Here is a 21,799-nt window from a genome sequence, read left to right as displayed (position 1 = left end):
GGACGGCAGACTGGGAACTTCGAACGCGGCAGCGGGCCCAGCGGGGACCCGCGCGGGCCGGTGCGGCGCTGGGAGTGGGGGCAGGGGTGGCGGTGGCGACCGGGCGCGGAGCCGGGGAGGCACGGGGGGCGTTCGCGGACGCGCTGGCGCGGTTGCGCCGGGAGTTGCCCGACGTGTCGGACGAGACCCTGGCGCGCCGCGCCGGCCGCACGGCGCTGCCGTCGGGGCGCAGGGTCGAGGTCAACGCCCGGCGGCTGGGGGAGTGGCTGGGGGGCCGTTCGGTGCCACGGGACTTCGACGTCGTCGTGGCCGTGGTCCGCGCCGTCGAGACCGCCGTGGCCGGAACCGGGCCGGGACCGGCCCCCCGGCTGTCCATCGCGCAGTGGGAACGGCTGTGGCGCGCCGCCTGCGAGGAGCGTTCGCCCGCCCGGCACGGCGCCGCGGAAGCCGCCGCCGGTGCGGAACCCGGCCCGGCAGGAGCGGTGCGCGGCCTTGCCGTCGGCCGTCCGCCGAGCGACGCGGCGGCCTTGCGGGAGCGGCCGGACCTGGCCGGCGCCCTGGACTCCGCCATCGAGGAGCGTCAGGTCCGTCAGGTCGTGCTCACCGGGGCGGGCGGGGTCGGCAAGTCGCAGCTGGCCGCGGCCGCCTTCCACCGCGCCCGCCGGCGTGGACTGCTGGCCGTGTGGGTTCCCGCGTCGTCCCGTCAGTCGGCGCTGGCGGCCTGCGCCCGCGCCTGGCGGGTGATGGCCGCCGAGGGTGCGACCGGCGCCCGGGACGCCGGCGGCGGAGGGGACCGCGGATGGGACGAGGAGGCGGAGGCGGATCTGTTCGTCGGCTGGCTGCGCACGACCACCCGACCGTGGCTCGTGGTGCTCGACGACGTCGACGACCCGGCGGAACTGGCGGGGATCTGGCCCGTCGGCGACCACGGGACGAGCGTCGTCACCACCCGCCGCCGCGACGCGTCGGTGATCCGGCCGTCATCCCGGATCATCCGGGTCGGGATGTTCACCCCCGAGGAGGCCGCCGGCTATCTGCGCGCCCGCCTCGGCGCGGACCCAGGAACTTCGTCGTCCCCGGCCTCCGACAGCACCGGCGGATCGCGGCACGACGCCGAAGTGGACTCCCTCGCCGAGGCGTTGGGCCACTTCCCGCTGGCCCTGTCCCAGGCGGCGGCGTTCGTCATCGACACCGGCCTGAGCCTCGCGCGGTACCGGCGGCTCCTCGACGACCGGCAGGAGACGCTGGCGGACCTGTTCCCCTCCTCGTCCCCGGCCGACGAACACGGCGGGACGGTCTCCAGCACCTTCCGGCCGGCCCTCGAACGCGCCGAGACGCTGGCCCACCCCGGAACGGTCCGGGCGGCGCTGGCACTGGTGGCGATGCTGGCTCCCGGCGGCATACCCGAGGTGGTGCTGCACACCGGAGCCGCCCGGCGCTGGATCGGCAGGGAGCAGGACCGGCCCCGGGAGCGGGACGTCCTCCTCGCGCTGCGCGCCCTGCACCGGCTGAGCCTGGTCACCCACGACAGCGAACGCGGCCCCGCCACGGTCGAAGCGCACGCCCTGGTGCAGCGCGCCGCGCGGGAGACCGTACCGGCGGCGGACCGGCCGGCCCTGGCCGCCGCCGCGGCGGACGCACTGGAAGAGGTCTGGGCGTCGCGGGAGATCGGTCCCGACCTCGCGGCCGCCCTCTACCGCAACGTGGAGGCACTCCGGCTGACGGCCGGCGAGCTGCTCTGGGAGGGCCGGATGCATCCCGTGCTGCGCCGTACCGGTCCCCATCTGACCGGTCTCGGCCGGGCCGCCGCCACCCGGGACACCTGCTCCGAACTGCTGGTCCGGGCACGGGCCCGGCTGGGGGAGGGCCACCGGGACGTCCTGTTCCTCCGCTCTCAGGTCGCCCAGGCCGTCGGCGACCTCGGCAACGCCACCGCCGCTCACGCCGAGCTGGCCGGGATCCGGCGCGCGGCGGAACAGAACCTCGGCGCCGCGGATCCCGACACCCTGTCCGTGCGGCTGCATGAAGCCCGCTTCCTGATGGAGTCCGGCGGGGTCGGCGAGGCATCGGAGGCCTTCAGCACCCTCGCCGCCGACGCGGCCCGCGCGCTCGGGCCCGGTGCCGCGCCCACCCTCGACGCCCGCGGCTTCGCCGCCATGTGCCGGGGGCTCGCGGGTGACGCCGTCGCCGCGCGCGACGCCTACGCCGCCGTCGCCGAGGACCTGGAACGTGAACGGGGCATCGGCGACCCGGCCACCCTCGGTGCCCTCACCGACCTGGGACGGTGGATCGGGGAGGCGGGCGACCCCGACGCGGCGGTCGCGATGCACCTCAAGGCCGTCGACGCCCTGCGCACGGCGGCGGGACAACTGCACCACGACACCCTCGTCGCCCGGCACAACCTCGCCTACTGGCGAGGTCTGGCAGGCAGCCCCGAGCAGGCGGTGGAGGAGTTCGCCGCCGCCGCGATCGACGCGGAACGCGCGCTCGGGGCCGACCATCCGACGACCCTCACCTGCCGCGTCAACCTCGCCTTCTGGAGCGGCCGCACCGGCCGCCCGGCCGACGCCGTGACCGAACTGGCCCGCCTCCAGCCGCTCATCGACCGGATCCTGGGAGCCGACCATCCCCGCGCGCTGCGAACCCGGCAGCAGAGCGCCGAACTCCAGGACCGGGCGGGCGACCGCGCCGGGGCGACGACTCGGCTGACGACGCTGCTGAGCGACATGACGCGGGTCCAGGGCGCCGGACATCCCAGGACCCGCGAGGTGGCGGAGCTGCTGAACCACTGGGGCAGCCCCGCCGGCTCCTAGATCAGGGGGAGCCCCTCCATACCCCCCGGATCAAGTGCGGTTCAGCCGGCGGCGGGTCCCAGCCGGGCCAGCGTGTCGAGCACCTTGGCCCGGCTGACGAAGACCTCCGGCGGCAGCGAGACGTACAGCTGGATCGTGGTCACCCCCGGGATGTGGTACCGCAGAATGCGCTCCCGGCACTCCTCGGGCGATCCGCTGATGAACAGACCGTCCACGACCTCGTCCGGCAGCGCCTTCTGGGCGCCCTCGGGGTCGCCGGCCTCCCACCGCTCGTGCGACTCCCGCAGCAACTCGCCGTGCCCGAGCCACTCGTGGAACTTGCGGTACGGCTCGCGGTTGAGGATCCACGCGAGGAACGGGCGGGTGGCGCGATGGGCGTAGTCGGTGTCCTCGGTGGGGCACACGAACACCTTGACCACCAGCTCCTTGCCGGCCGGCTGCGGCCCGACCGCGTTCAGCACGGTGGGGACGTCCTCGGGGAAGAGCAGATTGGTGATCGCCCCGTCCCCCTCGGTGAAGCCCAGCCGCAGCATGCCAGGACGCAGCGCGCCCAGGATGACCTTGACCGGTGCGGCCGGCGGGTGCGGCAGCTGGAAGCCGGTGATGGAGAAGGTGTCGAAGTCTCCGGAGACGTGCTCGCCGCGCAGCGCCCGGGTGACGAACCGCAGGACGTCCCGGGTGCGTTTGAACGGTTCGTCGAACGGGATCCCGTTGATGTCGGTGACATGGGCGGGCACCGAGGCACCGATCCCCAGGAGCACCCGCCCAGGCGCGAGTTGGGCCAGGGTCGCGGCGGTCTGGGCGAGTACCGCGGGACCGCGGGTGTGCACCGGGACGATGCCGGTGCCGATGCGCAGCGACGAGGACCAGGCGGCCGCCGCGGCCAGTGGGGTGAAGGCGTCGGTGCCGCCGCCCTCGGCGCTCCAGACGTCGGTGTAGCCGAGGTCCGGGAGCCGTTCGACGATGAAGCGGTGCCGGTCGATGGTGAGCCCCGGCAGCGGCAGGGTGATGCCCCACCGCGGTGGGGCCGCCGCGAGGCGCGGAGGCGGTTCGTGCGGGGCGGTCATGGGGGCGACGGTCCTCTCGTGGCGGATGAACAACGGTGGACGCCGGGCTACTTGCGGACCCAGACGGTCGTCAGGTCCAGGAACCATGACTGCGGCTGCACCAGACCACGGACCTTGGGCGACAGCGCCCGCGGATTGCGGTCGTTGACCACGAAGAGCCACGGCGCGTCCTTCGTCACCAGATCCAGCGCCTGCCGGTAGTCGGCCCGCCGCTTGGCCTGGTCCGTCGAGGCCGACGCGGACGCGAGCAGGGTGTCCACCCGCGCGTTGGTGTAGTGGCCCGTCCAGAAGGGGCTCTTGCTGCCGATGAAGAGCGGCAGCAGTGCCTCGGACTGGAACAGGGTGGTGGACTGCGCGATCGCGTCGGAGCCGAGTGCGACCTGGCCCTTGGCCTCGGCGCTGATCAGGGTCGACCAGTCCGTGGTGCGGAGCTGCACCTTGATGCCGACAGCGGCGAGGTCGTGCTGGATCGCCTCGCTGATCGGCACCGGAAGCAGGTTGCCCGAACCGCCGGTCGGAACGGTGACGGTGGTGCTGAAACCGCCGGCCTTGCCCGCCTCGGCCAGCAACCGCCTGGCCTTGGCCGGGTCGTAGGAGTAGGCGTCGCCGGCCGGATCGAAGGCGAAGGTGGCCCGGGGCGCGGCCTGGTAGGCGGGGTCGGCGGTGCCGTGCAGCAGCTTCCCGGCGATCGCCTTGCGGTCGATGGCGAAGTTGGCCGCCTGCCGGACCCGTGGGTCGTTCCACGGTGCTTTCGACGTGTCCAGGATCCAGTACCACAGGTGGTCGTAGCTGTTGGTGACGAGTTGCACCCCGTCGGCCTTGAGGCTGTCGATGTCGTCGGGGTTCGGGTACTCGATCCAGTTGACGCCGCCGGAGCGCAGCGCCGCGGTACGGGCGGCGACGTCCGGGAGCGACTTGATCACCAGTCGGTCGAGCTTGGGCGCGCCGCGCCAGTATCCCTTGTAGGCGACCAGGTCGATCTCCTGCCCGGCCGTCTGGGAGCTGAACGCGAAGGGCCCGGTGCCGACCGGGTGCTGCCCGAAGTCGGCCGTTCCGTACTTCCGGACGGCGGTGGGGCTGGCGATCAGGACATGGGCGAGGTCTTCGGGAAAGTGTCCGTTGGGCGCGGTGGTGACCAGCTCGACGTGGTCGGCGTCGACCTTGCGGTACGTGGCGATGTCCCCGGCGTACTCCTGCGCGGCGGCGCCGAGCGCGTCGGTGTACTGCGCGTTGTGCTTGTCGAGGTAGCGGTCGAGGTTGAAGACGACCGAGTCGGCGTCGAAGGGGGTGCCGTCCTGGAACTTCACGCCCTTGCGCAGGGTGAAGGTCCAGGTTCTGGCGTCGGCGGCGACCTTCCAGGACTCCGCGAGCGCGCCGGTGATCTCCGGGGGCGCGTCGGTCCTGGACAGGTCGTAGCGGGTCAGCCCCTCGTACAACTGGAAGCTGACCAGGCGCTTGCCCTCGAATCCGGCACCGCCGATGACGGTGTCGGGGTTGGGCAGCTTGCCGGTCGCGCCGATGACCAGGGTGCCGCCCCGGCCGTTGGTGTCGGAGGCACCCGGACCGTCCGAACCCGTCGTGGTGGCCGCCGATCCGCAGCCGGCGGCCGCGAGCAGCAGTCCCGCGGTCAGCAGGGCCCCGGTTCTGCGCCGGAAGCGTGGCGTGGCGTGGTGGTGCGTCATCGTGAGTCCTCGGGGTCGGTGGAGATGCCGGTGTCGACGGGTACGAAGAAGTGGATGGGGCGGGGGCGGCCCGAACGGTCAGGGGAGATCGGCCGGTTCGTCGCCGGCGGCGGCGAGCAGGGCGCGGGTGTAGGGATGGCGGGGTGCCCGCCACATGTCGGCGACCGGCCCCTCCTCCACCACCTGTCCGTGCCGCAGGACCAGCACCCGGTCGGCCAGGTGCCGGACGACCGCGAGATCGTGGGAGATGAACAGACACCCGATACCGGTGGTGTCCTGGAGCTCCACCAGCAGGTCCAGGACCTGTGCCTGGACGGTGCGGTCCAGAGCGGAGGTGGGTTCGTCACAGACCAGCAGCTCCGGGCCGGGAGCCAGGGCGCGTGCGATGGCCACTCGCTGCAACTGCCCGCCGGACAGTTCGCGCGGGTAGCGCCGGGCCAGTCCGGGGTCGAGTCCGACCCGCTGGAAGAGCGCGGCCACCGCCTGCGGCCGGTCCCGTCGCGGGACGCCGTGCAGGCCCAGCGGGAACGCCACCGCCTCCCCGGCCCGCAGACCGGGGTTGAGCGAGCCGCCGGGATTCTGCGGAACGAACTGCAGCCGTCCGCGTACGGCCCGTGCGCTCCGGCCGCGGAGCCGGTAGGGGTCGTGTCCGGCGAAGCGGACCGAACCGGTATCAGGGGCGAGCAGCCCCAGCGCCAGCCGGGCGAGGGTGGACTTGCCCGAACCGGACTCGCCGACCAGGCCGACCGTCTCGCCGCGCCCGACGCCCAGGCTGACTCCTCCCAGCGCGAGCCGCCCGCCCGGATACCGCTTGGTGACGTCGGTGAGGTGGAGCAGGGGAGTGTTCTCGCCGCCGGTCCCCGCGCTGACGCTCATCGGCGTGCCCCCGCCCGGGCCGCGACGAGCTCCGCGGTGAAGTGGTGCGCCGGCCGGGAGAGCACCTGGTCGGACGGGCCCGACTCGACGATGCGTCCGGCGCGCATCACCGCCACCTGTCCGCCCACCCGGCGGGCCACCGCGAGGTCATGGGTGACGAGAAGTACCGCGATGCCGTGCCGGCTGCGCAGACCGCTGAACAGATCCAGGATCTGCGATCGGACCAGCGCGTCGAGCGCCGTGGTCGGCTCATCGGCGATCAGCAGCTCGGGCTCGCAGGCGACCGCGAGGGCGATCGCCGCACGCTGGCGCAGCCCGCCGGAGAGTTCATGCGGGAAGCTGCGCGCGATGCGCTCCGGTTCCGGGACTCCCGCCGTGGTCAGCAGTCCGGGTACGGCCTCCCGGGCCGCGCGGCGGGTGGTGACCACCTGGTGCCGGCGCAGGACTTCGGTGATCTGCGGACCGATGCGGCGCAACGGGTCGAGCGAACCGGTGGGATCCTGCGGCACATAGCCGATCCGGCTGCCCCGCACCCGGGAGAACTCCCGCTCGGTCAGAGCGCGCAGGTCGGTCGCGCCGAGTCGGATCCGGCCGGTGACCCGGGCGTTGCGGCCGGGCAGTCCGACCACGGTCCTGGCGAGCGTGGTCTTGCCGCTGCCCGACTCACCGAGCAGCACCAGGGCGCCGCCCGGCTCGACGGAGAGCGACACGGCGTCGACGGCATGGACGGGGGCGTCGCGGCCCGGGTAGTCGACGGACAACTCCTCGACGAGCAGCGCGGGTCGGCCGGTCGCCCGCGGCGCGTGCGGGGTCATCGGACCGTCTCCGGTGCGAGGTCACTCGGATCGCCGATGCGGCGCCGCAGCGCCTCGCCGAGGGTGTTGAAGACCACCGAGACGATGAGGATGGTGAGGGCGGGAAGGACGGCGACGCCGGGGTGGGTGAGCAGACTGGGGCGCAGGTCGTCGAGCATCGCTCCCCATTCGGCGGTGGGCGGCGGAACGCCGAGTCCGAGGAACGAGAGCCCGGCCGCGTACACCACGGACAGCCCGATCAGGGACGAGGCGTAGGCCAGGATCACCGGCGCGACGACCGGCAGGACCTGGCGGACGGCGACGAGGGTGCGTCCGGCGCCGCTGACCCTGGCCGCCTCCAGGTATTCGGCGGTGCGGATCCGCGCCACCTCGGTATGGGCGACCCGGGCCACCGCCGGAGTGAGCACCACCGACAGCGAGAGCACGGTCGCGCCCAGGCCCGCCGGCATCAGGGTGGCGATGGTCATCGCCAGCAGGATTCCCGGGAACGCGTACAGCACGTCGAGCGACCGCAGCAGTGCCTGTTCGGTGACCCGGCCGCCGAGCCCGGCGGCGATGCCCAGCGCGGTGCCGGCCGTCGCGGCGATCGCCACCGGGACGAACCCGCCGATCAGGGAGGGGCGGGCGGCCCAGATCAGCCGGCTGAGCACGTCGCGGCCCTGCCCGTCGGTCCCCAGGAGATGACCGGGACTACCGGGGTCGAGCAGGCGCACCTGCAGTGATCCGGCGACCGGGTCGTACGGGGCGATCAGCGGTGCGGCGACGGCCAGCAGGAGCAGCAGTGCGGCGAGCGCGGCGGGCAGCAGCAGCCCGGCGTCACGTCCCAGTGTGGCGGCCCACAGGGCTCGGAAGGGGAGTCGCTCTCGGGCGGAGGTATCGGTGCGGAGCACGGTCATCGGGGGCTCCGGACGCGCGGGTCGATCCAGGCGTGGGCCGTGTCGACCAGGATGTTGACGCCGACGAAGGCCACCGCGACCACCAGGACGCCGCCCTGGATGAGGGGCAGGTCACGTGCGGTGAGTGCGTCGTAGAGCAGGTGCCCGAGACCGGGCCAGGCGAAGAGGGTCTCCACGAAGACCACGCCCTCCAGCAGATAGGCCAGTTGGAGGCCGCCGATGGTGAGCAGCGCGGGGGAGGCGTTGTGCACGCAGTGCCGCAGCACCGCCGTACGGCTCAGCCCGCGGGCCCGCAGGCTGTCGGCGAGATCGCCCGCGAGGACCGAACCGAGTGCGGCCCGGAACACCTTGGCGGTGAGCCCCAGCGGAACCAGGGCGGCCGCCACGGCGGGCAGGATCAGATGGCGCAGCAGGTCCGGCAGTCCGCCGTCGCCGAAGACGTCATGCGTACCGCCGGCCGGCAGCCAGCGCAGCCGCACCGCGAAGACGGCGATCAGCAGCAGCGCCACCGAGTACTGCGGGGCGGACACCGACAGGGTGCTCAGCGCGCCCGACACCCTGCCGAGCGGCCCGCGGGGCCGCAGGGCACCGATGGCGCCGAGCAGGGTTCCGCCGATGAGGACCAGCGTGAACGCCGCGGCCGACAGGATCAGGGTCTGGCCCAGCGCCGGCAACAGCAGTTGGTCGACGGGGCGCTGGCCGGCGATGGACGTGCCGAGGTCGCCGTGCAGGGCGTGCGTCAGCCAGTCGGTGTATTGCACGGGCAGCGGCCGGTCCAGACCGAGACGGTCGGTCAGCTCCTGGCGCGCCTGCGGCGGAGCCCCCGGGCCCAGGAACGCGCTGACCGGGTCGCCGGGTACCAGGGCCACGGTGGCGAAGACCACGAGCGTCACACCGACGAGCGTGGGCACCGCGAGCAGCAGCCGCCGGATCAGGAACCGTCTCATGCGGGCACCGGCCGGAGCGGGGCGCCCGGCGGCCGGGCGACGGGGAGGCGGGCAGGGGCTGGCATGAGCGTGGTCCTTCCAGGGCCGGTCACTCCGGCCGATGGGAAGAAGGTGGCTCAGCCGGCCGGCCGGCAGCCAGCCAGGCGTTCATGCTGTTACCTGTGGTCATGGGATCCGGGGTGCGGATCAGCGCGCTGCCCCGCAGCGCCGGTCGTGGACCGACCTTGACCCGTACTCGCGTACGGAATTACCCTGCGCGCATGGCTATCCGGCGCACCGACTTCACGTTGGTCGGCATCTGCGGCTCGTGGCACCGCAGGTGCTTCGACGAGACATGTCGCCCCGGCGCCCGGCGCTGACCGCCCAGCCTCCGGCTGCCCGGCAGCGCCCCTCCTCCCGCAGCGGACAGCCGCCCCTCTGATGATCCGTCAGTGACGTTCCGGGACCTCGGAACCGTCATGGAGCAGGGCGGAACCCGCGTCCTATCGCCGCGTCGTCCCGCCAGGGACCGGCTCCGTCACCTCCGAGGGGACCGCACCGCCATGCCGCACGACATCCGTGACCTGACCCGTCGACCAGCCGGCCGGGCCGGACGGCCCGCCCGAACCGTCAACCTGCCGCTCCGGTCCGGAGGTTCCCGATGGGAACGCTGACCGAGCTCGCCGACCCGTGCTCCGGACGCAACCGGCGGCAGTCCGGGCGGCGGGGCCCGTCCGTCCCGGCCCGGCCGGCCACGACGGACGCGCTGCACATCGAGATCGACAATCCGCTGGACCTCATCGCGGGGCACCAACTGCTGGCGGAGCCGGACGCGTTCTCCGCCGGCGGCGGTCCGGTCCGCCGTCCCGCAGCCGAACCGTCCTGCTCCTGCGGGCATCCGCTGTGCACCGTGGCCGCGGACCGGGCCTCGGACACCACCCGGGTGTTCCTGGTGGAGCGGCACCCGGTGGCCAGCGCCGGACTGCGCAGCGTCCTGGCCAGCGTGCCGGGGATGACCGTGGTGGGCAGCAGCACCGGTGACCCGCTGCGCGCCGTGGAGGGGGTGCGACGGGTGCAGCCCGACGTCATCCTGCTGGGCGGCGGCGCGACACTCGCCGACGACCTCGCCGCCGTGGTCGAACTGCGCGGCCCCGACGGCGCACCCGACGCACGGGTGCTGCTGCTGCGCCGGGCGGAGAGCACGGCGGAGGCCAGCCGGATGCTGCTGACCGGGGCGAACGGCTGCTTCCCGCTGGACCTGCCGGAGGACCGCATCATCAGCGCCGTGGCGACCGCCGCCGCGGGCGGCGCGGTCTTCCTGCCCGCCCCGCCGTCGGCCCGGGTGCACCTGGCCAGTCTGGCCGGGCACGCCGCGGAGTCACCGCCGCAGCACTGCGGACTGACGGACCGGGAGCGCGACGTGCTCTCCCAGCTGGCCCGGGGCCTGGGCAATGCCGAGATCGGGCGCGAGCTCGCGCTGGCCGAGGCCACCGTCAAGAAGCATCTGACCCAGGCGATGCGCAAGATCGGCCAGTCCGACCGGCTGCGTGCGGCGCTCTACGCCCACCGGCACGGTCTGGCCGGCTGAGGGCGGGCTGCCGCTCCGGCGCGGGAGCGGCGGCCGCGGCGCCGTCGACGGCGGGCACCTGTGCGGGGTGCCCGCCGTCGGCATGTCCGGGCCCGGCAACGGCGGGGCGACCTTAGGAGCAGACGGGGGCTCCGTAGGTCGCCCCGGCCCGCTCCGTTCGGGGCTTCTGGCCACGGGGTGCCGCTCCGTAGCGTTGCCGAGGACCGAGACCGCCGCGACCCGCACCCCAGGTCCGCATCCCGGGTCCTCATCCCCCGACCCGTGACGGCCGCACAGCCCGGGGTCCCGGGTCCCGCACGACCCGTCCCCGTAGAACCTGTAGAAGGAGACCCTGATGAGCGATGTGCCCGAGGCAGCCATCGCACGGACCGGACCCCAGGAACCCACTCCACGCGGCGCGGGCGCCGGAACCGTCCCCGGACCGCGCACCGCGGTACTGGGGGAGCCGCGCTCCGGGGACGGCAGCACGCTCCCGGCGGCCGGCGGCCCGTACGACCTCCCCTACCCGGCCCCGTACCGGCCCGCGTACCGGTCGATGCCCGAGGACGAGCGCTCGGCCCTGTGGCGCCAGCGCCTGCACGAGGCAGAGGCCGGCCTCACCTCGTTCCTGGTGACGCGGGGCGATCATCTCCATCTGACCGACTGGTTCGCGCTGCAGGCCGAACTCTTCGCCGATCTGCCCGCTGCGCGGGACGCCGACTCGGCGTCCTGGCAACGGGTGTTCTTCCGCGGCCAGGCACTGATGGAGCGATTCCTCGTCACCCGGTACGGCGAGGAAGCGCTCGCCGGATGGGCCGGCGCCAACGCCGAGGTGCACCGCACCGTCGAGCCCGACCACGGGCGGGGCGCCGCCGACCCGATCCACCGCATCGCCCGGCAGGCCGAACTCTACGGTTCCGACTACGAGTTCGACTCCGACGCACCCGAAGGCCCCGACCATGCGGCGCTGACCATCACCCACTGCGCGATCTGGGACTACCGCGAGAGGGCCCGGCGCAGCGGAGTGCGCCTCACGCTCGCCTCACCGTGCACCTACTGCACCGAGGCGCTGTCCGCCAACATCCGCGCCAAGGGCTACCGTCCCGCGCACCGGCTGCGCAGCGGACCCACCGGGCACGGCTGCCGCTGGGAGGCCGACGCCCCGGCCGGCGACACCACCCTCCCCGTCACCCCGCGGGAGGCGTGATGTGCGGGATCACCGGATGGGTCGACTGGGAGACCGACCTGCGCACCAGGGAACGGACCGTGCGGGCCATGACCGAGACCCTGGCGTGCCGGGGACCGGACGCCGACGGTGTCTGGCTCTCCAAGTACGCCGCACTCGGGCACCGCAGGCTCTCGGTCATCGACCTCGACGGCGGTGTGCAGCCGCTGCGGGACCTCCCCCTTCCGCGCGCCGTGCTCAGCTACAACGGCGAGCTCTACAACTACCGCGAGGTGCGCGCCGAACTGCGATCCCTCGGGCACGAGTTCCGCACCGCGTCGGACACCGAGGTCGTACTGCGGGCCCACGTGCAGTGGGGTGACCAGGCACCCCGCAGGTTCAACGGCATCTTCGCGTACGCGCTGTGGGACACCCGCCGCGAGGAACTGCTGCTGGTCCGGGACCACCTGGGGATCAAGCCGCTGTACTGGCACGCCCACCGCAGCGGTGTGCTGTTCGGCTCCGAGCCCAAGGCCGTCCTGGCCAACCCGCTCTTCCGGCCCGAACTGGACGCCGAGGGCATCGCCGAACTCTTCGCCCTCCCGGCCGCGCCGACGGCGGGCCACGGACTCTTCCGCGGTCTGCACGAAGTGCGCCCCGGCACCGTGGTGACGGTCGGCAGGTCGGTGACCCAGCAGTCGTCCTACTGGGCGCTGGAGTCACAGCCGCACACCGACGACCCGGCGACCACCCGGGAGACCGTCCGCGCGCTCCTCGCCGACAGCGTCGAGCGCCAGCTGCTCAGCGACGTCCCGCTGTGCACCCTGCTGTCGGGAGGGGTGGACTCCAGCGCCATCACCGCGCTGGCCGCGAGCGCCCGCGAGCGCGCCGGCCAGGGCAAGGTCACCAGCTTCTCGGTGGACTTCCCCGGCAGCGCGGAACGCACCCCGGACGCCTGGCGCACCACCCTGGACGCCCCGTACGTCCAGGCCGCCGCCGAGCACATCGGCACCCGGCACACCTCCGTCGTGGTCCCCGACGACGACATGCTCGCTGCCCGTGACGCCGTCCTGCGCGCCCGGGACCGGCCCGGCTGGGGGGAGATGGACGCCTCGCTGCACCTGCTGTTCCGCGAGGTACGGCGGCACTCCACGGTGGCGCTCTCCGGGGAGGCCGCCGACGAGATCTTCGGCGGCTACCCCTACTTCCACGACGCGCAGGCACTCGCCGCCGACACCTTCCCCTGGCTGCACGGCCGCACCACCCCGGCCGCACTGCTGCGCCCCGAGGTCCGCGCCGAGGTCCGCCCCGACGAGTACACCGCCGAGGCGTACCGGCGGTCGCTGGCCGAAGTGCCCCGGCTGGACGGCGAGACCGGACCGGACCGGCGGCTGCGGGAGGTCTTCCATCTGGCGCTGACCCGCTGGCTCCCGCCGCTGCTGGACCGCGTGGACCGGGTGAGCATGTCGGTGGGCCTGGAGGTGCGGGTGCCGTTCTGCGACCACCGGCTGGTGGAGTACCTGTGGAACGTGCCCTGGGACCTCAAGTCCCCCGGCGGGCGCTCCAAGGGGCTGCTCCGCGACGCCGTCCGCGACCTGCTGCCACCCCAGGTGACGGACCGGCCGAAGAGCGGCTACCCGTCGACCCCCGCGGTCCGCTACAGCGAGGTGCTCACCGCCCGCGCGCACGAACTGCTCGCCGATCCGCAGGCTCCCGTCTTCGACCTGGTCGACCGGGACGTGGTGCGCCGTGCGCTCGCCGAAGGACGTCCACTGCCCAGCCCGCGAACGGCTCCCAACCCGATCGGCGGCCTCGACCACCTGATCCAGGTCGACGAATGGCTGCGGGCCTACCGCGTGGGGCTGCGATGAGCCCCACGAGTCCCGCCGCCCGCGCGCAGGCCCCGTCCGGCCGCCCGCGAACCGAACCGGCCCTCGGAGCGGACGCCTTCCGCGCCGCGGCCCGGCACTGGACCACCGGGGTCGGCGTCGTGACCACGCAATGGGGCGAGGAGGTCTTCGCCAAGACCGTCTCCTCGCTGTGCCCGCTGTCCCTGGAACCCCTGCTGGTCAGCGTCGCGGTGGACCGGCGAAGCCCGCTGGTCGACGCCGTCCGCGGCAGCGGCCGGTTCGCCGTGAGCGCGCTGAGCCGGGAACAGGAGCACATCGCCCAGCGGTTCGCCGCCCCGGGCGCCGGCCGCGCACTCGGATTCTTCACCACCGCGCCGATGCGGGCGGAGCTCACCGGCGCGCCCGTCCTGGAGCACTGCCTGGCCTGGTTCGACTGCCGGCTGCACAGCGTCCTGCCCGGCGGCGACCACGCGATCCTCGTCGGGCAGGCCGTCGCCGCGGACACCGGTGACGGTGAGCCGCTGCTCTACCACGACGGACGGTACCGCTCCCTCGACCGCCAACCGATCACCCCGACTGGAGTGCACGCATGACCCTGCTGGACACCACCGACACCGGACGGGGCCTGCTCACCGCCGACCGGTACCGGGCCGAACTCGACGACGGCCGTGAGCTGTACCTCGACGGGAAGCGCATCGGCGACCCGGCCGGCCATCCGGCGTTCAAGCCCGCCGCCGACGAGATCGGCCGGCTGCTCGACCTCCAGCACCATCCCGACCACCAGGACCTGCTCACCTGGCAGGACCCGGCCACCGGGCAGCGCCTGGCCCGCGCCTACCAGCCGCCGCGCACCCTGGAGGAACTGCGCGTGCAGCGGCGCAGCGCCGAGTTCTGGCACGCCGAATCCCTCGGCCAGCACGGGCGCTCGCCCGCCTTCATGGCCTCCATCGCGGTCGGCCTCTACGACTTCCGCCACCAGCTGGAGAAGGCGCGCACCGGATTCGGCACCAACGCCGAGGCCTGGTACCACCACACCTCCCGCAACGACCTGGTGCTCTCGCACGCGCTGGGCGACCCGCAGATCGACCGGTCCGCCGACCCGGTGGACGATCCCGATCTCGCGCTGCGCGTGCTGTCGGAGAACGAGCGGGGCATCGTCGTCCGCGGCGCCAAGCAGCTGACCACCCTGGCCCCGCTGGCGCACGAGGTGCTGGTCTACCTGTCGGCGTCGTTCGCCCAGCGCCGCGGTGAGCAGTTCGTCGTCTGGTTCGCCCTGCCGCTGAACACACCCGGCCTGGTGACCCTGTGCCGCGAACCCCTCGGCAGCAGCCCGTGGGGACACGCCCATCCGCTCGGCGCCCGCTTCGACGAGCAGGACGCCATGCTGTTCTTCGACGACGTCCTGGTGCCGTGGGACCGGGTCTTCCTGCTGCGCGAGAGCGAACTGGCCAGGACCGGACTGGGCCGGATCAACGCCTGGAGCGCCTACATCGGCCACGTCCGCTACCGCGAGCGGCTGCGCACCCTGCTGGCCACCGCGACCCTCGTGGCCGAGAGCATCGGTGTGGACGGCTTCCGGAACATCCAGGAGGACCTGGGAACGCTGGCCGGCTACGCCGAACTCACCGAGTACTTCCTGGACGCCGCCGAAGCCCGTGCCACCGTCACCGACAGCGGTCTGCTGGCGCCCGGGGACACCGCGGCCAGCCGGGTGTGGTCCGCCGAAGTGGCCGGCAAGGCGGTCGACATCGTGCGCGGCATCGGCGCCTCCGGGCTGCTGATGCAGCCGACGGCGAACGATCTGGCCAACCCACGGCTCCGGCCGCACCTCGACCGCTACATGCGCGGGCGCGGCATCGACGCCGAACACAAGTCCCGGCTGTTCCGGCTCGCCTGGGAACTGACCGGTGACGGCTTCGGCCAGCGCCAGGACCTCTACGAGTTCGTCCACCGGGGAGACCTGGCCCGCAACCGCATCAACCTGTACCGGCGCTACGACCAGAGCAGTGTGCGCGAGCGGCTGCAGCGGCTCATCGCCGAACCCACCACTTCCCCGGAGGTCCAGTCGTGACCGCGTCAGCCGTCGAGATCCAGGCCCGGACGCTGTCCGGCTACGCGGACGCCAGCAGGCTCCGGCAGGTCCACGACCGTGACTGGGTGCTCGACCAGGTGCCGGGCGCGCCCGAAGTGCTGCTCGACCTCGGCAGCGGCATCGGCCAGCTGCTGCGCTCCGCCCTCGACCGCCACCCGTCACTGTGGCTGGCGGTCGGCCTGGAACGGTCCGAGCACCGCATCGCCGAGGCGGCCGGACGGCTGCGCCCGTACGGCGACCGGGTCGCGCTGCACCAGGCCGATCTGACCGTGCCCGCCCCGCTGGAGTACCGGCCGGACGTGGTCACCATGACGTCGGTTCTGCACTGGCTGTACCCCGACGAGGACCGCATCCTGGCCTGGGTACGCGACCACCTCGCCCCCGGCGGGCACTTCCTGCTGACGACCTACCATCCGGCGCGGGACGAGCACGGCCTCGGCGGTGAGGACGACATCGTCCGCGACGCCCTGGTGGCCCTGGGCGCCGAACGGGACGCCGTACCCGGGGTGTTCGCCGCGGGGGAGGGGGACGCGGGCGGCGCGGTGCTGCCCATCGCCACCCGCACCCGGACGATCGAGGACCTGGCCGGGCTCCTGGAACGTCACTTCCGGGTCGAGTCGGTCCTCGACCGGGACGCCGTGGTGCACATCGAGGACGCGGGCCAGTACGGCCACTTCCACGCCGCCACCTTCGGCGACTACTACAGCCGCCTCGTCCCGCCCGCGCAACGTGCGGAGTTCTTCCGGGCGGTCGGCGAGGCCGCCTGGCGACGGCAGGGTGAACGCGGCTGGGTCAGCAACATGCCCGTACGACTGTGGAAACTCCAGCCACGTGATTGACGCCTAGTCTGGAAGCACCGAACCGACCCCGCCGGCCGAGGAGTCACCTCCGATGTCCACCCCCCTCCCCAGCCAGGAACTCGGCGCCTTCCTGCGAGCCCACCGCGAACTGCTCCAGCCGTCCGACGTGGGACTGACCGCCAGCTCCCGGCGCCGCACACCGGGGCTGCGGCGTGAGGAGGTCGCGTCGCTGTCCGGAGTGGGACTGGCCTGGTACACCTGGCTGGAACAGGGCCGGGTGACCGCCTCCCGGCAGGTGCTGGAGGCGGTCGCCCGGGCCCTGCGGCTGGATCCGGCGGGGCTGCGGCACGCCATGCGGCTGGCCGGGCACCACGAACCGACCGGTCCGCTGGACCTGGACGGTTCGGGGAACCTCGCGTCTACCGTGCAGCCGGTGCTGGACTCCTGGCCCACCAGCCCGGCCGTACTGCTGGACCGGCACTTCGACCTGCTCGGATGGAACACCGCGTGGAGCGCGCTGTGGGGCGCTCCGGAGGCGGTGCCCGCCGACCGCCGCAACCTGATGTGGCTGATGGTCGCGGGCCGCCAGCTGCGCACCGTGCTGCACGACTGGGAGCCGCTGGCGATGAACGTCTTCCAGCACTTCCGCGCCCAGGCCGGCACGTCCCTCTCCGACCCCAGGACCGGGGAGGTCTACCGCCACCTGGACGAGGACGCCCCGCAGTTGCGCCACTGGTGGGGCTGCCACTCGGTGGCGGAGCTGACCACGCGTACCGTCGTCGTCGAACCACCGGGCATCGGCCGGATCGAGCTGGCGCTGTCCTCCTTCCATCCGGTGGACGACCCCTCGGCGCTCGTGCTGCTCTTCACCCCGCGCACCGCCGAGGACCACTCCCGCATGACGGCGCTGACCGAGCGTCCGCTGCGTGCGGTCACCGGACTGCCCGAACGACACGCCGGCTGAGACGACAAGGAAGTGGGGGGAAGGGCCGCGGCCCTTCCCCCCACTTCGCTGCCCACGTCAGACGCTCTCGGCGGCCTCCTCGACGCCGTCCGACCGGCGACCGGAAGCCTGACCGGGGTCCGACGGCGTGCGCAGGCCGTGACTGACCGCCAGACCTCCCAGCGCGCCGAGCAGCGCGAGACCCACTCCGATGACCAGCGTGCCGGTCGAAACGTCCCCGAAGGCTCCGACGGCCCAGGCCCCCACGCCCGTTCCGGCGTACATCGTCGAGGTCAGCCAGGCGCTGGAGGTGGCGCGCAGCTCCGGCGCGACCGTGCCCGCCAGGGTCTGCTGATCGGTCACGAAGCCGCCGCTGGCCACGAACCACACCGTCACCCCGACGAGCGCCGCGATCAGACCGGGACCGCCGGCGGAGAGGGCGACCCCCACGGCGAGCAACACGCCCCACAGCCCGAGCAGCGGCAGATGGGACCGGCCGGCCGCCCGCGCCCGGTCACCGAGGCGCCCGGCGGCGAGCGAGCCGGTCACACTGCCCGCGCCGACCAGGATCCCGACCAGGCCGAGTTGAGCCACGGAGAGATCGAACCGGTGGACCAGCAGGGCCCCGAGGAAGGTGTACGCCCCGAGGTTGGCCGCGTGGAAGACGGTGTTGACCAGCAGGGCCCTGCGCAGTGCGGGGTCCGTCCAGCCGGCCAGTACGGCCCTGACCGCGCCGATCGCCGCTGCCGGGCGCGGGGTCGCCGCGACCTGGCGCAGGAGCAGCGGCAGCGCCGCCGCGGTGCCGATCGCCAGCGCCACGAAGGCCGAACGCCATCCGGCGATCCCGGCCAGCGCACTGCCCAGCGGCACTCCGACGACCTGCCCGCAGGAGAACAGCGCCATGCCCAGCCCGAGCGCCCGGCCCCGGAAGCGGTCAGGGGCCGTCTCGGCGATGTGCGCCCAGATCGCGGGCCCCGCCGCGGCCGCCGCCAGCCCCGCGACCGCCCGGGAGAGCACCAGCGGTGCCAGCCCGGTCGAGAGCGCGGCGGCGGCGTTGGACACGATGAACAGCGCGGTGCCGGCGAGCAGCGTCTGCCGTCGCCCGATCCGGTCGCTGAGCAGGCCGAGGAACGGCGCGCAGACGGCGTAGACGAGTACGTAGGCGGTGACGCTGGAGGCGGCGGCCGTCTCGCTGACGCCGATGTCCCCCGCGATGGTCGGAAGCAGCGGGGAGACCAGGAACGTCTCGGTCCCGAACAGGAACAGCAGCACGAACACGCCGGCATAGCGCAGCCAGTCGTAGGTCTCGGGCGCGGCGGCCGGCTCAGCGGGTGCGCCGGAAGTGCGGCTCAAGGGAATCACAGCCTTTTCGAGCGGGGATCCGGAGCCAGGGGAACCCGGACCGGCTCCCGCGGCGCGCTGCGGCGCGGCGGGGCAGGGACGGGGCGGGACGGCGGGGTGCGGCTCCGGCGGGGTCGGGGCCGTCCGGCCCCACCATCGTGGGCCGCCGCGCAACGGCCAGCCAGACAGGCGATCATCCTGTGACCGCAGCTCATAGGCAGCACAGCCACGAGGGGCCACGACCCGTCGGCCCTGACCCCTCCATGTCGCCGCGCCCGGCGCGGCGCTAGACGACGACCTCGTCGAGCTTGCCGCTGACCACGTCCTGCCAGGCGTGCGCCAGCAGGTCGAAGGAGCGGATCCGGTCCTGGTGGTCGTGGGTGATGGTGGTGACGAGCAACTCGTCGGCTCCGGTGGCCCGTTGCAGGACCCGCAGCCGCTCGACGACCGTCTGCGGCGAGCCGGTGAACTGGGTCCGCACCCGGTCGTCGACGAGGGCACGCTGCTCCTCGGTCCACACGTGCCCGGCGGCCTCCTCCGGGGTGGGGAACGGGATCGCGCCCCGGCCCGAGCGGATGCTGTGCACCCACAGGGCGTACGGGGCCGCGAGCCGGCGCGCGCTGTCGTCGTCCTCGGCCACCACCACGTCGGCGGAGACCAGGACATGGGGACGGTCCAGCACCGTCGAGGGCTTGAACGCCTCGCGGTAGGCGGCCACGGCCTCCAGTACCGCGGCCGGGCTGACGTGGTAGTTCGCCGCGAAGGGCAGCCCGAGCGCGCCGGCGGCGCGGGCGCTCGCCCCGGCGCTGCTGCCCAGGATCCACACCTGCAGATCGGCTCCCTCACCGGGAACGGCATGGGCCTCGAGACCGCCCTCGGTGAGGTAGTCGCCGCGCACCAGCGCCAGGATCTGTTCCACCTGGTCGCGGTAGTCGGGGAGTTCGGCGCCCGGGAACTGGACGAGCTCGGTGTAGCGGGCGAGCAGCGGGGAGCCGATGAGCCGGCTGATGTCATAGGGCGCGGGGATCAGCAGCCCCTCGGGGGTGTGGCGGGGCCCGGCGGGCGGCGTCGCGGCGGCCGGGCCCGGTGCGGGTGCGGGCGCGGAGGCGCCGGGCTTGCGAAAACCCGAGCGGCCCAGGCCGAGGTCGATCCGGCCCGGGTGCAGGGCGTCGAGCAGCCCGAACTCCTCCACCACCGACAGCGGGGTGCGGTGGCCCAGCTGGACCGCGCCGGCGCCGACCCGGATCCGCTCGGTCGCGGCCGCGACGAGCTGGATCAGCAGGGCCGGTGACACCCCGGCGACACCGGTGGTGAGGTGGTGTTCGGCCAGCCAGTAGCGGTGATATCCGGCGGCCTCGGCGCGCTGCGCCAGGTCGACGGTGTTCCGCAGTGCCTGGGCCGCGGTGGAACCGGAGCTGATGGGCGCCAGGTCGAGGACGGACAGCGGTACGGAGGGCGCCGCTGGGGGTCCCCCCGGACGGAGTTCGGGGGAGGCGCCGGGGGAGGGGTCCGCGGACGGGGCCTGGGAGGTGCCGCGTTGAGCGCGATCCGAAGGAAGTTCCGTCACGACGCCGCCTTCTTCGTACTGTCGTTGCTCCGGGTGCTGTTCCTGGCCGGTGGCCGGTCCAGGCCGAGGTGGTCGCGGAGTGTGCTGCCCTCGTAGTCGTGCCGGAAGACGCCCCGCTCCTGGAGCAGGGGGACGACCGTGTCGGCGAACGCGTCGAGTCCGCCCGGGGTGACGTGCGGGACGAGGATGAAGCCGTCGCTCGCGTCGGCCTGGACGAAGTCATTGATGGTGGTCGCGACGGTCGACGGGGAGCCGACGAAGGTCTGGCGGCCGGTGGTCTCGATCACGAGTTCGCGGATCGACAGCCCGCCGGCCTCCGCCTTCTGCCGCCATTCCTTCGCGGTGGCCAGCGGATCGCGGAACATCCGCACGCTGGCCCGGCCCCGCGCGACCGTGTGTTCGCCCGGGTCGGGGTCGATCTCGGGCAGCGGACCGTCCGGGTCGTAGCCCGACAGGTCGCGGTTCCACAGCTGTTCCAGGTACTTGATCGCGGTCTGCCCGCTGACCTGCGCCCTGCGGACGTCGTGCGCGCGGTCGCGTGCCTCGGCGTCGGTGTCACCGAGCACGAACGTCGCGGCGGGCAGGATCAGCAGCTCGTCGCGGGTGCGCTGATGGCGCGCGAGTCGGTCCTTGACGTCGGTGTAGAACGCCCGGCCGGCGTCGAGGGTGCTGTGCCGGCTGAAGATCGCGTCGGCGGTGGCCGCCGCGAACTCGCGTCCCTCCTCGGAGTCGCCCGCCTGGAAGATGACGGGGCGGCCCTGCGGGCTGCGGGGGACGTTGAACCGGCCGGCGATGTCGAAGTGCTGGTCGCGGTGGTGGAATTCGCCCGCCCGGGGATCGCGGAGGAACCGGCCGGACTCCGTGTCGGCGACGATCTCGTCGTCCTGCCAGGAGTCGAACAGCTCCCATGAGGTGCGCAGGAACTGCTCGGCGCGTGAGTAGCGGTCGTCCTGCGCGAGAAAGCCGCCGCGCCGGAAGTTCTCGCCGGTGAAGGCGTCCCAGGAGGTGACGACGTTCCAGGCCGCGCGGCCGCCGGAGAGGTGGTCGAGGCTGGCGAACTGGCGGGCGACCTCGTAGGGCTCGTTGAACGTGGAGTTGATCGTGCCGGTCAGGCCGATCCGCTCGGTCACCGCGGCGAGTGCGGCGAGCACGGTGAACGTGTCGGGGCGGCCCACGACATCGAGGTCGTAGATCTCGCCGCCCTGTTCGCGCAGCCGCAGGCCCTCGGCGAGGAACAGGAAGTCGAACCTGGCCCGCTCCGCGGTACGGGCGAAGTGCGCGAACGAGCTGAACTCGATGTGGCTGCCGACCTCCGGGTCGCTCCACACGGTGGTGTTGTTGACGCCGGGGAAATGCGCCGCGAGATGGATCTGCTTGAGGGGCTTGCTCATGGTCGGTC

At 73.5% G+C, this 21,799-nt stretch carries 17 protein-coding genes; 8 read left to right on the top strand and 9 right to left on the bottom strand.

The window, feature by feature from the left end; translation table 11 throughout:
• The first annotated feature begins 92 nt into the window (after positions 1-92).
• On the top strand, positions 93-2,813 hold the full coding sequence (locus LNW72_RS04615; protein ID WP_250974173.1) for a tetratricopeptide repeat protein: 2,721 nt from the start codon (positions 93-95) through the stop codon (positions 2,811-2,813).
• A gap of 41 nt (positions 2,814-2,854) precedes the next feature.
• On the opposite strand, the gene LNW72_RS04610 is transcribed toward LNW72_RS04615, so the two are convergent.
• The 6 genes from LNW72_RS04610 to LNW72_RS04585 form a co-directional block, all read right to left on the bottom strand.
• Positions 2,855-3,880, bottom strand: coding sequence for an LLM class F420-dependent oxidoreductase (locus LNW72_RS04610; protein WP_250974172.1), 1,026 nt, complete (start codon positions 3,878-3,880; stop codon positions 2,855-2,857).
• Positions 3,881-3,927: 47 nt separating this feature from the next.
• Entirely contained in the window at positions 3,928-5,562 is a 1,635-nt protein-coding gene (locus LNW72_RS04605) for an ABC transporter substrate-binding protein (RefSeq protein ID WP_250974171.1), read from the bottom strand.
• Between the two features lie 78 nt (positions 5,563-5,640).
• Positions 5,641-6,438, bottom strand: coding sequence for an ABC transporter ATP-binding protein (locus LNW72_RS04600; RefSeq protein WP_250974170.1), 798 nt, complete (start codon positions 6,436-6,438; stop codon positions 5,641-5,643).
• Positions 6,435-7,253 carry an ABC transporter ATP-binding protein gene (locus LNW72_RS04595; RefSeq protein ID WP_250974169.1) on the bottom strand — a complete coding sequence of 273 codons (819 nt, stop codon included), beginning with the start codon at positions 7,251-7,253 and terminating at the stop codon, positions 6,435-6,437. Before LNW72_RS04595 ends, LNW72_RS04600 begins: the two co-directional genes overlap by 4 nt.
• Positions 7,250-8,149, bottom strand: a complete 900-nt coding sequence (locus LNW72_RS04590; RefSeq protein WP_250974168.1) for an ABC transporter permease — start codon at positions 8,147-8,149, stop codon at positions 7,250-7,252. Before LNW72_RS04590 ends, LNW72_RS04595 begins: the two co-directional genes overlap by 4 nt.
• Positions 8,146-9,096: an ABC transporter permease gene (locus LNW72_RS04585; RefSeq protein WP_250974167.1), complete on the bottom strand. Its 951-nt coding sequence runs from the start codon at positions 9,094-9,096 to the stop codon at positions 8,146-8,148. Before LNW72_RS04585 ends, LNW72_RS04590 begins: the two co-directional genes overlap by 4 nt.
• A gap of 640 nt (positions 9,097-9,736) precedes the next feature.
• Here LNW72_RS04585 and LNW72_RS04580 point away from each other — a divergent pair.
• From LNW72_RS04580 to LNW72_RS04550, 7 genes are all read left to right on the top strand, one after another.
• Positions 9,737-10,663: a response regulator transcription factor gene (locus LNW72_RS04580; RefSeq protein WP_250974166.1), complete on the top strand. Its 927-nt coding sequence runs from the start codon at positions 9,737-9,739 to the stop codon at positions 10,661-10,663.
• A gap of 334 nt (positions 10,664-10,997) precedes the next feature.
• Positions 10,998-11,849: a hypothetical protein gene (locus LNW72_RS04575; protein ID WP_250974165.1), complete on the top strand. Its 852-nt coding sequence runs from the start codon at positions 10,998-11,000 to the stop codon at positions 11,847-11,849.
• Positions 11,849-13,678, top strand: a complete 1,830-nt coding sequence (gene asnB, locus LNW72_RS04570; protein ID WP_250974164.1) for an asparagine synthase (glutamine-hydrolyzing) — start codon at positions 11,849-11,851, stop codon at positions 13,676-13,678. The genes LNW72_RS04575 and asnB overlap by 1 nt, the downstream gene beginning before the upstream one ends.
• Positions 13,675-14,250: a flavin reductase family protein gene (locus LNW72_RS04565; protein WP_250974163.1), complete on the top strand. Its 576-nt coding sequence runs from the start codon at positions 13,675-13,677 to the stop codon at positions 14,248-14,250. The genes asnB and LNW72_RS04565 overlap by 4 nt, the downstream gene beginning before the upstream one ends.
• Positions 14,247-15,728 (top strand): 4-hydroxyphenylacetate 3-hydroxylase N-terminal domain-containing protein, encoded by a 1,482-nt coding sequence (locus LNW72_RS04560; RefSeq protein ID WP_250974162.1) that lies wholly within the window; start codon positions 14,247-14,249, stop codon positions 15,726-15,728. The genes LNW72_RS04565 and LNW72_RS04560 overlap by 4 nt, the downstream gene beginning before the upstream one ends.
• On the top strand, positions 15,725-16,588 hold the full coding sequence (locus LNW72_RS04555; protein ID WP_250974161.1) for a class I SAM-dependent methyltransferase: 864 nt from the start codon (positions 15,725-15,727) through the stop codon (positions 16,586-16,588). The genes LNW72_RS04560 and LNW72_RS04555 overlap by 4 nt, the downstream gene beginning before the upstream one ends.
• Before the next feature lie 52 nt (positions 16,589-16,640).
• Positions 16,641-17,513: a helix-turn-helix transcriptional regulator gene (locus LNW72_RS04550; protein WP_250974160.1), complete on the top strand. Its 873-nt coding sequence runs from the start codon at positions 16,641-16,643 to the stop codon at positions 17,511-17,513.
• A gap of 57 nt (positions 17,514-17,570) precedes the next feature.
• On the opposite strand, the gene LNW72_RS04545 is transcribed toward LNW72_RS04550, so the two are convergent.
• The 3 genes from LNW72_RS04545 to LNW72_RS04535 all read right to left on the bottom strand — a co-directional run bounded on the left by LNW72_RS04545 (position 17,571) and on the right by LNW72_RS04535 (position 21,791).
• Positions 17,571-18,845, bottom strand: a complete 1,275-nt coding sequence (locus LNW72_RS04545) for an MFS transporter (RefSeq protein WP_250974159.1) — start codon at positions 18,843-18,845, stop codon at positions 17,571-17,573.
• A gap of 274 nt (positions 18,846-19,119) precedes the next feature.
• Complete coding sequence (locus LNW72_RS04540; protein ID WP_250980019.1) at positions 19,120-20,277, bottom strand: LLM class flavin-dependent oxidoreductase; 1,158 nt, start codon at positions 20,275-20,277, stop codon at positions 19,120-19,122.
• A gap of 119 nt (positions 20,278-20,396) precedes the next feature.
• Positions 20,397-21,791, bottom strand: a complete 1,395-nt coding sequence (locus LNW72_RS04535; protein ID WP_250974158.1) for an NtaA/DmoA family FMN-dependent monooxygenase — start codon at positions 21,789-21,791, stop codon at positions 20,397-20,399.
• Between the last annotated feature and the right edge of the window lie 8 nt (positions 21,792-21,799).

Origin of the sequence: Streptomyces sp. RKAG293 (assembly GCF_023701745.1) — a bacterium.
Taxonomy (GTDB): Bacteria; Actinomycetota; Actinomycetes; order Streptomycetales; family Streptomycetaceae; genus Actinacidiphila.
Note: the sequence above shows the minus strand (reverse complement) of the source record. Positions and strands in the feature narration are given on the sequence as shown.

Bases quoted from the DNA above. Each gene is read 5' to 3' on its own strand.
- LNW72_RS04580 (WP_250974166.1), top strand. From the start codon at position 9,737: ATGGGAACGCTGACCGAGCTCGCCGACCCGTGCTCCGGACGCAACCGG.
- asnB (WP_250974164.1), top strand. From the start codon at position 11,849: ATGTGCGGGATCACCGGATGGGTCGACTGGGAGACCGACCTGCGCACC.
- LNW72_RS04585 (WP_250974167.1), bottom strand. From the start codon at position 9,096: ATGAGACGGTTCCTGATCCGGCGGCTGCTGCTCGCGGTGCCCACGCTC.
- LNW72_RS04590 (WP_250974168.1), bottom strand. From the start codon at position 8,149: ATGACCGTGCTCCGCACCGATACCTCCGCCCGAGAGCGACTCCCCTTC.
- LNW72_RS04565 (WP_250974163.1), top strand. From the start codon at position 13,675: ATGAGCCCCACGAGTCCCGCCGCCCGCGCGCAGGCCCCGTCCGGCCGC.
- LNW72_RS04600 (WP_250974170.1), bottom strand. From the start codon at position 6,438: ATGAGCGTCAGCGCGGGGACCGGCGGCGAGAACACTCCCCTGCTCCAC.
- LNW72_RS04605 (WP_250974171.1), bottom strand. From the start codon at position 5,562: ATGACGCACCACCACGCCACGCCACGCTTCCGGCGCAGAACCGGGGCC.
- LNW72_RS04560 (WP_250974162.1), top strand. From the start codon at position 14,247: ATGACCCTGCTGGACACCACCGACACCGGACGGGGCCTGCTCACCGCC.
- LNW72_RS04575 (WP_250974165.1), top strand. From the start codon at position 10,998: ATGAGCGATGTGCCCGAGGCAGCCATCGCACGGACCGGACCCCAGGAA.
- LNW72_RS04550 (WP_250974160.1), top strand. From the start codon at position 16,641: ATGTCCACCCCCCTCCCCAGCCAGGAACTCGGCGCCTTCCTGCGAGCC.
- LNW72_RS04595 (WP_250974169.1), bottom strand. From the start codon at position 7,253: ATGACCCCGCACGCGCCGCGGGCGACCGGCCGACCCGCGCTGCTCGTC.
- LNW72_RS04610 (WP_250974172.1), bottom strand. From the start codon at position 3,880: ATGACCGCCCCGCACGAACCGCCTCCGCGCCTCGCGGCGGCCCCACCG.
- LNW72_RS04535 (WP_250974158.1), bottom strand. From the start codon at position 21,791: ATGAGCAAGCCCCTCAAGCAGATCCATCTCGCGGCGCATTTCCCCGGC.